We start from the raw sequence: 13,091 nt of genomic DNA, 5'->3' as shown, positions 1-13,091 counted from the left end.
GTCAAACCTCCTCGACGAGGTTGGCCCACATCTGCGGGAACTGCGGCATGGTCTTCGACGTGCAAGTGATGTCGTCGAGCTCAACCCCGTCGATGACAAGTCCAAGAAGAGCCCCGGCATGAGCCATTCGATGATCGGCGTAACATCCAAATTTTCCACCGTGCAGCTTGTCAGCACCTCGACCAGTGATGTCTAGGCCGTTGTCGGTTTGCTGGACCTCAACGCCCAACTTAGCCAGTTCGTGCTCGAGAGCGGCAAGGCGGTCTGTTTCGTGGCCGCGAATATGCGCCACACCACGGATACGCGAGCGGCCCCGAGCAAGAGAGGCCACAGCTGCAACGACTGGTGTAAGTTCACTGGCCTCATGGAGGTCGACGTCAAGAGGCCGCAACTCTTGCCAGCCTTGGGCGGCGATAGTCATTGAGCCGTCAACACGGGATACCATCGCCCCCATCTTTTCGGCGATCCCCATGAACTGTGCGCCAGGCTGGGTGCTGTCTGTCGGCCAACCAGGCACTGTCACAGACCCGCCGACAATTAAGGCAGCTGCGAGGAATACCGCGGCATTGGTGAGGTCGGGTTCGATGACGTCATCGAGGGCATGTATTGGTCCAGGTCGCACCACCCAGTGGCACGGCTCGTCTGAGACTACGGTGACACCTCGGTCCGCCAACATGGTACAGGTCATGGCGATGTGAGGGATCGACGGCACCGACGCCCCATTATGACGAAGGTCAATTCCCTGCGGGAAACGAGCTGAGGCTAGCAACAAGGCCGAGATGAACTGGCTGGATGTCGCCGAATCGATCGTGACCTTTGGGCCGCACATGCGGTCCGGGGCGTTCAGGGAAAACGGCAGTCGGTCAGAATCGACCTCGACGCCGAGCTGGCGCAACCCATTGAGAACTGGCGCGATAGGGCGTCGAGAGGCTTGCTCGTCTCCCACGAATCGGGTCTGTCCAGGCACCAGCGCGGCCACGACCGGAAGGAACCTCATCACGGTACCGGCCATTCCACACTCGATCGGGCCGGTCGGATGAGCCAGACCTGGCATGACTTGAACGGAGCCGGGGCCGATGGGCTGGATGTCTGCTCCGAGGAGCTGCAGCCCGGCTGACATGAGATAGGAATCTCGGGATGCCAAAACGCCCTCAAGGACGCTAGGCCCGTCACTGAGAGCTGCGAGGACAAGGGCACGGTTCGTCTGGGACTTTGACCCCGGGACCGTGACACGCCCCGCGAGAAGGCGCTCGGCTCGCGGGGCGTTCCACAGATGCTGGTCAGTCAGCAATCTTCTTCTGAGCTTTCTTGGCCTTTTTCTGAGCCTTCTTCTGAGTCTTAGCGGCTTTCTTCTGGGCCTTCTCTAGCTTCTTACGGGCCGATTTCGACAAGCCATCAACCGACGAGGTAATGGCTTTGCGCTGGCCGCTTGCTGCCGAGGAAACGCGGCGCTGGGTGTCGGCGGCGCGCCAGGCCAGGCTGGGGTGGCCTGCGGTGTCGCGGGAAGCCATCATCGCCCCACCGAGCAACGCGACGTTGCGCAGCAAGACGGAACGGGCGGCAGTGCGCTCATCCTTCGGTGAGGTCTTGTCGGGAATAGAGGCGAGCACATGCGGGACCATCGTTGCAGCAACGACGCCGGCGCCAGCGCGACGAGCAAGGCCGGTTGCCATTCCAAGGCCGCCGAAGGCCTGGGCAGCACCGGTGGCACGGACCAGGGTCTTGGTGTCCTCAGGAATGTAGGCACTGATAGACGCCGGCAGCGCGTGCTGCACCACAGGGAGGAGACGGTCAACGACCGGCGCGGCATCCTCCACGAAGGAATCGGGCTTCATCGCGGAATTCGTCCCCTTAACGATGAAGTAACTGGCGAACATGGTCCGGCCCAAGCCTCGAATGATACTCATGGACATATGTCTACCGCGCCGAAGGCTTCTGCGGTAGCTAACTGGGCATAATTTTCGCCAGATGATGACTAGTTGCGGGAATACAGTAGCCTGGCATGTGTGTTGACGCACCATGACCGCTGCGCTTATCGCGCCCCGTACGTTGCGGAGGCCTCGCTCTTTCGAGGGCCAACGCTGTGCACTAAGCTGGCACACGATGATCACACGTGAATCCGAGGACAGGATGGATCGTCGCGTGGATGCGTCGGGCACCGTGGACGTCGCTGAAGAGACGAAAACCCAGAGGGCGCAACGTTTCGAGCGTGACGCCCTCGAATACCTTGACCAGCTCTACGGCGCCGCGCTGCGCATGACCCGCAACCCGGCTGACGCCGAAGATGTTGTCCAAGAGGCCTATGCCAAAGCTTTTTCTTCGTTCCACCAGTTCCGACCTGGTACGAACCTCAAGGCTTGGCTGTATCGCATTCTGACGAATACCTACATCAACTCGTACCGCAAGGCTCAGCGTCGCCCCCAGACATCAGATGACCAGGACGTCGAGGATTGGCAGATCGCTAAGGCTGCGTCCCATGACAGCAACGGTTTGCGGTCTGCCGAGTTGGAGGCCCTAGATGGGCTGCCTGACCAGCAGATTCTAGACGCTCTGGACGGGTTGTCGGATGAGTTCCGTCAGGTCGTTTTGCTGGCTGATGTCGAGGGTTTCGCTTACAAGGAAATCGCTGAAATCATGGGCACCCCAATGGGGACCGTGATGAGTCGGCTGAATCGTGCTCGCAAGCAGCTGCGTAAGCAGTTGGTCGACGTCGCAGGTGCTCGAGGGATCGGTCCTCGCGCCGGGCAAGTAGATGAAGAGGATCTTGGTCGTTCTGCGATGGCCCGTAGAGCAGGAAGGGAGGGATGACGATGACCCAGTCCGCTGGTAACGAGGAATCCTGTTATTGGGTCATTGACCACCTCCAGGAATTCCTCCATGGAGAAATGAGTGAGCACGATGCTGATGCCTTCCGCCGTCACATCGCGGCGTGCGAAAATTGCATGGATGAAGCCGACATGGAAGCTGCCGTCTCTCGAGCTCTCAAACGGTGCAACCGCACCGTGGCAGCTCCTATGCAGTTGCGGAGTCGTCTCGTGCAAATGCACGTCACGTATCGCTGGGAAGCCTGAGCTCGGTGTGAGTCCCTGAGCATGGGGGAGTCAGCACGACGAGTAAGGCCCCGTCCCTAGGGGACGGGGCCTTACTATCCCAAACCTCAAGCGTTGGGACGCTTGCCGTGGTTGGCGCCCTTCTTACGACGCGCACGACGCTTACGACCAGTTTTGCCCATGGCGCTCTCCTTCCTGAGGGGTCATAAACCTCCCTACTGATGAAGGAGGGTCCGCGCGGATGCGCGGCAACGACGGTCAATTCTGCCGTATCGGGAGGTCTTGACCCAAATCGAATCACTCATTTTTGCTGATCTCGCTACCAGCTGGAGCTGGGTTGATTTCTGTCACTAGAGTGACGGCATGCCTGCCCTTAACCGCATCGTCGCCGACCGGACTCGTCTCGACGACGCCGATATCACCTGGCTCGAGGACCTCGTCGACGACTGGCAGATGCTTGCCGATACGTCGTTCTCCGACCTCATCTTGTGGGTTCCCGATAGGGACCCGAACGTGTTCTGGGCCGTTGCCCAGGTGCGTCCAGATACTGGCCCGACTGCTCTGGAAGACGACGTCGTCGGTGAGTCTGTCGCTTATGACGACGAGAGTCTGGTCACCGAGGCCTTTATGAGCGCCGAGATGTGTGAAACCAGCGATAACAAATTGTCTGCAGGCATCCCGGTTGATATCTGGGCAATTCCGGTCGTTCGTCGTGGGGAAGTCATCGCCGTCGTCGAAAGGCACACCAATCAGATGGGGGTGAGGGCGCCGGGTAACACCGAGGACAACTACCTTGAAATCGCCGATATCCTCTCCGAAATGCTCCATCATGGTAGGTTCCCGCAGTTTCCGGGCTCTGACCGAGCGCTTGCTCCGAAGGTCACTGACGGCGTGATCCGCGTGGCTGCCACGGGCATGATCACGTTTGCCAGCCCGAACGCGCTATCGGCATTTCGTCGTCTAGGCCTTGCCGGTGATTTGGATGGGGAATACCTCATTCCGACGGTGCGAGAGCTGTGTCCGAGGCTGCGTGAAGTCGGTCAATCGCTGACCCTGGACTTAGAAGGGCGCTGGCTCACCGAGACTGATATCGAAAACTCTGATGCCACTGTGCGGGCTCGCGTCATTCCGCTGCAGACCTGGCTTGACGATGTTGAGGTTTCGGCTGGCACGTTGATCCTTATTCGTGATCTCACCGAGTTGCGGGACAGAGATCGCCAGCTCGTAACTAAAGATGCCACGATTAGGGAAATCCATCACCGGGTGAAGAACAACTTACAAACAGTTGCGGCACTGTTGCGGCTGCAGTCACGACGTATGAGTAACTCGGACGCGAAGGATGCCCTGAAACAGGCCATGGGAAGGGTATCGGCCATTGCTGTCGTCCACGAGATTCTCTCGCAGAACTTCGAGGAACAGGTGGCCTTTGACGAGGTTGCTGACCGTATCCTCCACATGGTCGGTGATGTGGCGGCTTCATCCGGGTCGGTGGTGGCTCGACGGGAAGGCAGCTTTGGCGAGGTCCCTGCTGAGACTGCTACCGCGTTGTCGCTGGCGACGACAGAGTTATGTCAAAACGCCATCGAGCATAGCCTGGATTCATCCTCTGGGAATGTCATCGTGCGGCCGCACCGCACCGATGACGCCCTTGTTGTCGACATTGTCAGCGACGGTAAACCGCTGCCAGAAGGGTTCTCGCTAGATAACCACCGCAGCTCGCTGGGATTGTCAATCGTGACGACCTTGATGCAGGACCTCGGTGGCACGTTCACCCTCGAGGACAACTCCGACCGGGTCGGAACCTGTGCCAGGCTCGTTATCCCGCTCCAGCGGCTGTGACCACCGACGAGTGGAGAACTGTGAGCAGGTCAGGAACGACGCACGCGGGAGCGGGACTGACGACGTTTGATAGCGCGCCTCTCGTCCTCGCTCATGCCGCCCCACACACCGTGGTCCTGGCCGGCTTCCAGAGCCCAGGCCAAGCACTCGGCGCGAACCTCGCACCGGGCACAGACCTTCTTCGCCTCCTCGATCTGGGCAAGGGCCGGGCCAGTGTTTCCAATCGGGAAGAACAGCTCGGGATCCTCACTCAGGCAGGCAGCCCTGTGGCGCCAGTCCATGCCTCTTCGACTCCTTCTCCCCGGCGCAACCCAGGGCACGTGTGATAAGTGCGGGCGGATAACCCATCGTGCCGCATGGCCGACGAAGTGACTATGCGGCAGGTAGCCATGAAAGTCTGGCAACCGGCGAATACTTTGGCAAGAGCATCCGCCGTAGGACGAACATCCTCGCATGAATCGCTCGGACGCGATGCACGTTGGTCCAGGCGAGCACGCTATGAGGAGTCCGCAGCCAGTTCGATTATGATACGTCCTTGGTCTACCCGCGCAGGAGTAAAGCCATGATTCCGTCAAGTGAACACGATGTGCGATCGTCTGTGAGTCATGGCAGGGTCCCCGCGGCCGTGTTGGTTGCCGTAGCTGGGACCTGGATCAGCACGGTGGTTTTACTCATTGTGGCCATCAGAGTAATGGTGTCGGGCCGTGACATCTTCGGTGCTGGGGTCGGGGCGATGCTCATAATTTATGCGAGTCTCGTAGCCCTGGTCGGATGGCTAGCCATCAAGGGTCGGTCTCCGGCCCAGGGATTGCTCGTGGCAAGCGGCATGTTGCACCTCGTGGTGTTGGTGTCGACGCAGCGTTCCGGTGGACCAGCGTGGTTCTGGGGCTTGGCCATCATCCCTGCAACAGTCATCGTCGCTTCTTTGGTGCCACGATCTCGGACCTGGCTTAGAGGCTGACACTCGGCTCCCTGGCCAAGACTGACCCGATTGCTGCGGGTTGGTGTATGCCGCCTACTCGTCCTCGTCGTCGAGCCTGGCGAGGAAGGTAGCAAGGCGTTCCACGGGAACCTCAAATTCAGGGTTGAGGTCGACGAAGTGACGCAACTCATCGGCGAGCCAGGTGAAGGTGATCTCCTCGTCTCCACGACGGTCTTCTAGTTCCTCGATACCTCTGTCGGTGAAATACATGGCCCCATCATGCACCACGGCGTCACCTGGTGAGAGATGGCGCCGTGGTGCACGTCGTCAGGTCGCTCAGGCCATAGCCTTCTCGAGTAACTCCTGCTCTTCACGGATGTGGACGCTGTGCTGTCCCACCGACGGAGCTGAGGACGGTGGGCGGGTGATGCCGACTAACCCATCAAAGAATCCTGGCAACTTCTCCGACATGGCCTGGGGCAGGTGGGTCAGCATGTAGTACCAGGCGCCCTGGTTCTCTGGCTCTTCTTGGACCCAGCGGACATCCGTGACGTTGGTGTAAGGCGCAAGAACCTCAGCCAACTCGTCGACTGGTAGCGGGTAGAGACGCTCCATCGGGATGATGGCGAGCTGTCCGTCAAGACTGGCGGCCTTACGTTGCTTGACTAGCTCCCACCGCGCCTTGCCAGAGCACAAGATAATCCTCGTAACGGCCGTCGGGTCGGTGATCGATGGGTCGGGTAGAACAGGACGCCACCTACCGGTGGTGAAGTCTTCGGGATCCGAGGTCGCCATCTTGTTGCGCAGCATCGATTTCGGCGTTGCGATAACGACTGGACGATGCATATTGACGTACGCGTGCTGACGCAATAAATGGCTGTAGCTTGCCGGGGTCGAGGGCTGGCAGACGGCCAAAGCGTCTTCACTGCATAGATTGAGGAAGCGCTCCAGACGGGCCGATGAGTGATCAGGCCCCTGACCTTCGTAACCGTGCGGCAGCAGCAGCACGACTCCCGACTTCTGACCCCACTTGGAGCCAGCCGAGGCGATGAACTCATCAATGATCGTCTGAGCACCGTTGGTGAAATCGCCGAATTGGGCTTCCCACAGCACCAGAGAATCCGGACGGGCGACAGAGTAGCCGTACTCAAATCCCATCGCTGCGTACTCGTTAAGCGGAGAATCGAAGACGTCGAGGTGCGCCTGTTCGCCTCCGAGGTGGTTAACCGGGACGTAGAACTCACCGGTTTCGTGATCTACCAGCGCCGCAAAACGCTGGGAGAAGGTGCCGCGGCGGCTGTCCTGACCGGCTAGACGGACGTGTACGCCATCACGCAGAAGGGAGCCCAATGCGATCATCTCTCCGGTGGCCCAGTCAATACCGCCCTCACGGATATGCTTGGCGCGCCGTGTCATCTGTGGGGCGACCTTGGGGTGAGCATTGAAGCTTTCTGGCAGATTCTCATGAGCCCTGGCGACGGCCTCCATTGTGTCAGGCTCGACCTTGGTCTGGTGCAGGCCACTGTGCTTGACCGGGTAGTCTGGCACACCGCTGTAGGGCTCAGGCGTCGAGGTGGCTTCGCGAACCTCCTTGAACACTGTCTCCAGACGAGAGCGGAACTTTGTCATCACAGCCTCGGCGTCCTCGGTAGTGATATCGCCACGACCGATGAGGCTCTCGGTGTAGAGCTTGCGGGTCGAGCGCTTTTCAGCGATGAGGCCGTACATGTGCGGTTGTGTGAAGCTCGGATCGTCACCCTCGTTATGGCCGCGCCGGCGATAGCACACCACGTCAACGACGACATCGCGATGGAAGGTCTGGCGATACTCGTAGGCGATACGAGCCGCGTGGACCACCGATGCCGGGTCATCTCCGTTGACGTGGAGGACCGGTGCGCCAACAGCCTTAGCGACATCGGTGCAGTAGGTTGAGGAACGACCGTCGCGCGGGGAAGTGGTAAAGCCAACCTGATTGTTGACGATGACGTGAATGGTGCCGCCAGTGCGGTAGCCCCCAAGCTGGCTCATCTGCAGGGTTTCGTAGACGACACCCTGACCCGCGAACGCAGCGTCACCGTGCATGAGAATGGGCAGTACCGGGAAACCTTCGGGGTTGCCGAGGGCGTCAAGCTTGGCACGGCAGATACCTTCGAGAACCGGATCGACTGCCTCGAGGTGGCTGGGATTAGCGGCGACAGATGCCTTGATGGTGTTACCCGAGGCTGCGGTGAACTGGCCTTCATCACCGAGGTGGTACTTGACGTCACCGGACCCCTGAGAATTCACCGGCTCGGCATTGCCCTCGAATTCACGGAAGATCTGTCCGTAGGATTTCCCGATGATGTTGGCTAGCACATTGAGACGGCCACGGTGCGGCATGCCGATGCAGACTTCGTTGAGACCATCGTCAGCTGCGCGATTGCATAGGGCTGCCAGCAAGACGATGGCGGACTCGCCGCCTTCCAGGCTGAAACGCTTCTGACCGACGAACTTGGTCTGCAAGAAGGTCTCAAAGATCTCGGCCTCGTTGAGTTGGTCGAGGATCTGCAAATGCATCTTCCGAGAGAGCGGCTGATGCTCCTTCTCGAAACGGTCCTGGAACCACTTGCGCTGCTCATAGTCGGCGATGTGCATGTACTCGATGCCCATCTTCGAGGCGTACGAGTCACGCAAGATCGTGAGAATCTCGCGCAAGGACATCGTGGCGCGGCGCTGACCAGCGAAGTTCGCGATCGGGAAGGTACGGTCGAAGTCCCACAGCGTCAGCCCGTGGCTGTTGAGCATGAGGTCGCGGTGGAACCGCGGCCGGTACTCGATGGGATCGAGATCAGCCGATAGGTGTCCGAAACGACGCCACGCATCGATGAGTTCGATGACGCGAGCTTGCTTTCCTACCTGATCAGCGCGATTAGCAAGACGGTCACTTGCCCACTGAACCGGGGCGTAGGGGATGCGCAGTGACTCGAAGATGTCCTCATAGAAGCGGTCAGCTCCCAGCAACAACTGATGCATGCGGCGCAGGAATTCTCCGGACTGAGCACCCTGGATGATGCGATGATCATAGGTCGAGGTGAGCGTCGTCACCTTGGAGATACCCAACTCCGCTATTCGAGTAGGGGAGTTGCCCTGATAGGCGGCGGGATAGTCAATCGATCCAACCCCGAGGATCATGCCCTGGCCAGGCATGAGGCGAGCGATGGAGTGATTGGTGCCAAAGCCACCCGGGTTCGTCAGGGAGGCGGTAACCCCCTTGAAATCGTCGACGGTCAGCTCATTAGTGCGCCCCTTCCGGACGATCTCCTCATAAGCTCGCCAGAAATCAAGGAAGTCCATCTGCTCGGCGCCCTTGATAGCAGGCACAACCAGCTTGCGCGATCCATCCGAGGCAACGACGTCGATGGCCATGCCGAGGTTGATCTGATGGTTTTCGATGAGGTGCGGTTTACCGTCAATCTCGGCATATGCATTGTTCATGGCGGGCACCGTTTTGAGGGCCTGGACCATGGCATAAGCCAGGATATGGGTGAAGGAAACCTTGCCGCCTTTGGCCTTCTTAAGGAAGGAGTTGATCATGGTGCGCTGTTCGATGACCAATTGCATCGGTACGTCACGTACCGTCGTGGCCGTCGGCATGGTTAGCGACTGATCCATATTCTTGGCGGTGCGCATCGGCGCACCCTTCATTTTCGTTACCGTCGGCTCAACAGTCTCGAGCTTGGCGCTATGTCGCGGTGCGTCTGCGGACATTGGAGGACGCGGAGGCTGCTTTTGGGGCTTCGGGGCTGTGATGGGCGCGGGTTTCGCAGCAGGAACAGGCTGCGGCTTCGTCGCAGGCTTGGGGGCCGACGCGCCTGGGACATCCTTAGCGGCAGATTTAGTCACCGAGTCGGTGGACTCGACTGCCTCCTTGCGAAAGAACGTAGCCCAGGCCGGATCGACCGAATTCGGATCACTCTGATACTGGTCACGCATCTCTTCGATGAGCCAGTCGTTGGCTCCAAAATCAGGAGAGTTGTTGGACTTGTCGTGTGGGGCGGGACTCACCACTGCCTTCTTCCGTCAAACCGTCGTCTCGAGCGCTCGCGGAACCTTTAGACAGGCCCTTCGAGCTGCGCTGCTCTGTCTGTGTTTATCGACCCAGACGTGATGATGGTAGCCGGATTAGCCGTGTCATCCCAACAATTTAGACATATCGGGGAACAACTGGCGCCAATCCCCAAAATGTGATATAAATCACCGTTCATTAAGTGCGGCGTGACGCGGTCTCGCTGGCGTTACGGTCGGCTGTGCGGGCACGTGCATACGAAGGCTTGCCACCAACGTTGCGATGCACGCCGCAAAGGTCATGACGACCAGCATGTTGCGACTGACGAGCAACCAGCCGGTACTTGATGAACCCCCGAGGATCTTTTGGTAGTGCAGTGGGTACACCTGCTGGGTCATGAAGGTGGTGACGGCCATCAGCACGGCGACGATCCAGCACGACGTGCGTGCCCAGGATAGGGCGTCGGAATCACCAGGGTCCTTGGCCTCGGCCGAGACACGATCCAGGATCATTGCAGTCGGAGCGGCCCACCAAATGAAATACTGTGGAGACAGGGTCTTGTTAGCCACGATGAGGGCGCCAATGATGACGAGGTCCGCCATGACAGCGGTCCGGTGATCAAGGCCGTTTCGGTGCCACGAGACAACGGCCAAACCGATGGCTAGGGCGACCGCGAGCACCATGAGGCCGGTGGAGACGGACTTCCAGCTAGCCACGCTTGGGCCGAAGATCTCGTATGCGTTATAGCTCGACATCCTGACGGTGTGGTCGCCGTGAGGGTTGCGGAAATAGTGGAGCATCGGAATAGTGGCGGGCACCGATTCGATCTGCAGGCCGCGGCCGGACTGCCACGTCAGCGGTGAGACGAGACGTTCCCAGCCGCCCGCGAGAAGTGATGCCAGGGCGAGCCCAAAACCAGTGATAGTGAAGGCGATGAGACGCCGCACGGCAGCTCTATGTCGGGAGATCACGGACAAGATGAGGAGGGCAGGCCATAATTTTGTCGCGGCACCTAATGCGATCATGGCGCCGCAGGCTGCCGGATGGCGTCGGTACCACAAGGCTGCCAGTCCCATGCAGACTGCAGGAACCATGTCGAAGCGATTCCACATGATCGGCCCAAGGAAGGGCACCAGGACGATCCACCACAGTGCCCCCGCGCGATGGCCGTCATGCCACATCGCCACTGCGAGGATGGCGTCGAGTAGCAGCATCGTCATTGAAAAGGCCATAGGGAAGTAGGTGTCGCCTCCGGCCCAATAGAGGGTTCGCATGAACCACACAACAGGCAGCGGGTATTCCGGCAGGACGGACGAATCTGGTTGTCCGCTCGACATCCACCACAGGTAGTACCGGAGGTCACCCGTGATGTAGTTCGATGACGGCTGGATAAAGACGTGAAGCATGACGAGTCGACCCACTGTCCACAGCACGATGGCACCTGCCGCAGAAAACAGCGCAGCTCGGGATCCTTGGCGAGCGGTTTTGGCGTCACGAAATGGCACGAACTGACACCCTACCTGATAAATCCAGATACGCCGCTAAGGACATAGTTCGAGCGCTCCCGGAGGGATTCGAACCCTCGCTCCCGCCTCCGGAGGGCGGTGCTCTATCCCCTGAGCTACGGGAGCCGACAGGCCCGAAGGCCCCGACCACCTGTGGAGTTTAGCGCACCGGTGGGCTGCTCGCCATTCAAGATCGCGAGCATGGACACTCTGCGATCGTGTCGGTGGCCTCTGGCAAGGTGTAACCATGACGCACATGCACGTTGCCGGCTCGGTCCACGCCGACGTCGCAGCTGCCGGTCCGCAGTGGCTGACCTTGCCTGATGACGTTAACGCATTGGACCCTGCGCTCTGGTCAGCATCGACTGATCGTGATGACGATGGAATCGTTGAGGTGGCCGGGGTGACCGTCACCGAGCTGTTGTCGCAATACGGATCGCCTCTTTACGTGCTTGACGAGTCCGACCTCCGGCAGCGGGCACGGGCCTTCCGTGACGCTTTTTCCGAGTGGGACGTCTACTACGCCGGGAAAGCTTTTTTGACCCGCACGATCGCCTCATGGATTGACCAGGAGGGTCTGTTCCTAGATACCTGCACCGGCGGCGAGCTCATAACAGCCCTGCAAGGTGGGATGGATCCTGCCCGGATCGGGTTGCACGGGAATAACAAGTCAATTGACGAGCTTAAATTGGCTCTTAGCGTCGGAGTGGGGCGGATCATCGTCGACTCCCTAGATGAAATCATGCGCATCGAGCAATTGTGTCGGGAAAACGGCTGGCATGCCCGCGTCATGGTACGAGTAACTGCAGGTGTCGAAGCGCATACTCATGAATACATTGCCACCGCCCACGAGGATCAAAAATTTGGTTTCTCAATTACCAATGGCGCCGCGATGGTTGCCATGGTGAGGTGCCACACCAGTGACGCCATCGACCTGTTAGGCGTCCACTCCCACATCGGTTCTCAGATCTTCGATACCGCTGGTTTCGAGGTGGCGGCTCGTCGCACTATGAAGCTTCTCGAGCAGTTCCATCAGGCCACCGGGAGCGCCCTCCCCGAACTCGACCTTGGCGGTGGGTTCGGTATTGCCTACACCAGTCAAGATTCTCCGGCCACCGTCGAAAGCTTAGCTGGGGCCCTTCGCGAGATCGTCACCCTTGAAGCCCGGGGAAGGGGTATGGAGGTTCCCCATATTTCTCTGGAGCCCGGCCGTGCCATTGTAGGGCCGACGACGATGGCTCTATACACCGTCGGCACCGTGAAGCCAGTCGACCTGGATACTGGTGCCCAGCGAATGTACGTCTCCGTCGATGGCGGGATGAGCGATAATATTCGCCCTGCCCTGTACGCTGCAGAGTACTCGGCTGTTATTGCCAACCGGACTTCGGAAGTGGCGCCGGTGCTGTGCCGCATTGTGGGCAAGCACTGTGAGGCCGGAGACATCTTGGTGCGCGACGTCTACCTGCCCGGTGACGTTTCCCCAGGGGATGTCATAGCGGTGCCCGGAGCCGGGGCCTACTCAAGGTCGATGGCTTCCAACTACAACCATGTACCGCGTCCGGCGGTCGTGAGCGTGAATGAGGACCGGGGTGTGTTGGTGCTGTTGCGCCGGGAGAACATCGACGACCTCCTTGCTCTCGATCCAGGGCCGATCCGTGCCGAGGTGCCATGCCCGTAACGCATCGAAAAGTCCTATTACGCACTATCTGTGAACTTTCATCAGCTGACAA

At 59.6% G+C, this 13,091-nt stretch carries 12 protein-coding genes and 1 tRNA gene; 5 read left to right on the top strand and 8 right to left on the bottom strand.

Annotated features, from left to right (window positions below; genetic code table 11):
* Window position 1 precedes the first annotated feature (1 nt).
* Both aroA and CPA42_RS06775 read right to left on the bottom strand, forming a co-directional pair.
* Window positions 2-1,291 (bottom strand): 3-phosphoshikimate 1-carboxyvinyltransferase, encoded by a 1,290-nt coding sequence (gene aroA, locus CPA42_RS06780; protein ID WP_002516846.1) that lies wholly within the window; start codon window positions 1,289-1,291, stop codon window positions 2-4.
* Complete coding sequence (locus CPA42_RS06775) at window positions 1,281-1,913, bottom strand: DoxX family membrane protein (protein ID WP_002518901.1); 633 nt, start codon at window positions 1,911-1,913, stop codon at window positions 1,281-1,283. The genes aroA and CPA42_RS06775 overlap by 11 nt, the downstream gene beginning before the upstream one ends.
* 190 nt (window positions 1,914-2,103) lie before the next feature.
* Between CPA42_RS06775 and CPA42_RS06765 the strand changes: the two genes are divergently transcribed.
* Together CPA42_RS06765 and CPA42_RS06760 are read left to right on the top strand one after the other, a co-directional pair.
* Entirely contained in the window at window positions 2,104-2,808 is a 705-nt protein-coding gene (locus CPA42_RS06765) for a sigma-70 family RNA polymerase sigma factor (protein ID WP_002518902.1), read from the top strand.
* Window positions 2,805-3,071 carry an anti-sigma factor RsrA gene (locus CPA42_RS06760; RefSeq protein ID WP_002516789.1) on the top strand — a complete coding sequence of 89 codons (267 nt, stop codon included), beginning with the start codon at window positions 2,805-2,807 and terminating at the stop codon, window positions 3,069-3,071. Before CPA42_RS06765 ends, CPA42_RS06760 begins: the two co-directional genes overlap by 4 nt.
* 86 nt (window positions 3,072-3,157) lie before the next feature.
* On the opposite strand, the gene CPA42_RS13690 is transcribed toward CPA42_RS06760, so the two are convergent.
* Entirely contained in the window at window positions 3,158-3,232 is a 75-nt protein-coding gene (locus CPA42_RS13690; RefSeq protein ID WP_369797015.1) for a 50S ribosomal protein bL37, read from the bottom strand.
* A 181-nt stretch (window positions 3,233-3,413) separates the two neighbouring features.
* Between CPA42_RS13690 and CPA42_RS06755 the strand changes: the two genes are divergently transcribed.
* Window positions 3,414-4,889 (top strand): sensor histidine kinase, encoded by a 1,476-nt coding sequence (locus tag CPA42_RS06755; RefSeq protein WP_002516828.1) that lies wholly within the window; start codon window positions 3,414-3,416, stop codon window positions 4,887-4,889.
* A gap of 29 nt (window positions 4,890-4,918) precedes the next feature.
* Here CPA42_RS06755 and CPA42_RS06750 read toward each other — a convergent pair whose 3' ends face one another.
* The gene (locus tag CPA42_RS06750; protein WP_002513444.1) at window positions 4,919-5,170 is read right to left on the bottom strand and encodes a WhiB family transcriptional regulator; all 252 of its coding nucleotides are present in this window, start codon (window positions 5,168-5,170) and stop codon (window positions 4,919-4,921) included.
* A 281-nt stretch (window positions 5,171-5,451) separates the two neighbouring features.
* On the opposite strand from CPA42_RS06750, the gene CPA42_RS06740 reads away from it, so the two are divergent.
* Complete coding sequence (locus CPA42_RS06740; protein WP_002518903.1) at window positions 5,452-5,850, top strand: hypothetical protein; 399 nt, start codon at window positions 5,452-5,454, stop codon at window positions 5,848-5,850.
* A gap of 54 nt (window positions 5,851-5,904) precedes the next feature.
* On the opposite strand, the gene CPA42_RS12705 is transcribed toward CPA42_RS06740, so the two are convergent.
* The 4 genes from CPA42_RS12705 to CPA42_RS06720 form a co-directional block, all read right to left on the bottom strand.
* Window positions 5,905-6,081 (bottom strand): DUF6104 family protein, encoded by a 177-nt coding sequence (locus tag CPA42_RS12705; RefSeq protein ID WP_002518904.1) that lies wholly within the window; start codon window positions 6,079-6,081, stop codon window positions 5,905-5,907.
* Between the two features lie 66 nt (window positions 6,082-6,147).
* Window positions 6,148-9,858 (bottom strand): multifunctional oxoglutarate decarboxylase/oxoglutarate dehydrogenase thiamine pyrophosphate-binding subunit/dihydrolipoyllysine-residue succinyltransferase subunit, encoded by a 3,711-nt coding sequence (locus tag CPA42_RS06730; protein ID WP_002516810.1) that lies wholly within the window; start codon window positions 9,856-9,858, stop codon window positions 6,148-6,150.
* Between the two features lie 186 nt (window positions 9,859-10,044).
* Window positions 10,045-11,262, bottom strand: a complete 1,218-nt coding sequence (locus CPA42_RS06725; protein WP_002525403.1) for a glycosyltransferase family 87 protein — start codon at window positions 11,260-11,262, stop codon at window positions 10,045-10,047.
* 153 nt (window positions 11,263-11,415) lie between these two features.
* Window positions 11,416-11,487: transfer RNA gene (locus CPA42_RS06720), tRNA-Arg, on the bottom strand.
* 121 nt (window positions 11,488-11,608) lie between these two features.
* Between CPA42_RS06720 and lysA the strand changes: the two genes are divergently transcribed.
* Window positions 11,609-13,039 (top strand): diaminopimelate decarboxylase, encoded by a 1,431-nt coding sequence (gene lysA / locus CPA42_RS06715; RefSeq protein WP_002516817.1) that lies wholly within the window; start codon window positions 11,609-11,611, stop codon window positions 13,037-13,039.
* Window positions 13,040-13,091: the final 52 nt, after the last annotated feature.

Origin of the sequence: Cutibacterium acnes, assembly GCF_003030305.1 — a bacterium.
GTDB classification, from domain to species: Bacteria; Actinomycetota; Actinomycetes; order Propionibacteriales; family Propionibacteriaceae; genus Cutibacterium; species Cutibacterium acnes.
The sequence above is the reverse complement of the archived record's forward strand: the minus strand, read 5'-3'. Positions and strand labels throughout refer to the sequence as shown.

Bases quoted from the DNA above. Each gene is read 5' to 3' on its own strand.
- CPA42_RS06775 (WP_002518901.1), bottom strand. From the start codon at position 1,913: ATGTCCATGAGTATCATTCGAGGCTTGGGCCGGACCATGTTCGCCAGT.
- CPA42_RS06765 (WP_002518902.1), top strand. From the start codon at position 2,104: ATGATCACACGTGAATCCGAGGACAGGATGGATCGTCGCGTGGATGCG.
- CPA42_RS06760 (WP_002516789.1), top strand. From the start codon at position 2,805: ATGACGATGACCCAGTCCGCTGGTAACGAGGAATCCTGTTATTGGGTC.
- CPA42_RS06755 (WP_002516828.1), top strand. From the start codon at position 3,414: ATGCCTGCCCTTAACCGCATCGTCGCCGACCGGACTCGTCTCGACGAC.
- CPA42_RS06750 (WP_002513444.1), bottom strand. From the start codon at position 5,170: ATGGACTGGCGCCACAGGGCTGCCTGCCTGAGTGAGGATCCCGAGCTG.
- CPA42_RS06740 (WP_002518903.1), top strand. From the start codon at position 5,452: ATGATTCCGTCAAGTGAACACGATGTGCGATCGTCTGTGAGTCATGGC.
- CPA42_RS12705 (WP_002518904.1), bottom strand. From the start codon at position 6,081: ATGTATTTCACCGACAGAGGTATCGAGGAACTAGAAGACCGTCGTGGA.
- CPA42_RS06725 (WP_002525403.1), bottom strand. From the start codon at position 11,262: ATGCTTCACGTCTTTATCCAGCCGTCATCGAACTACATCACGGGTGAC.
- lysA (WP_002516817.1), top strand. From the start codon at position 11,609: ATGACGCACATGCACGTTGCCGGCTCGGTCCACGCCGACGTCGCAGCT.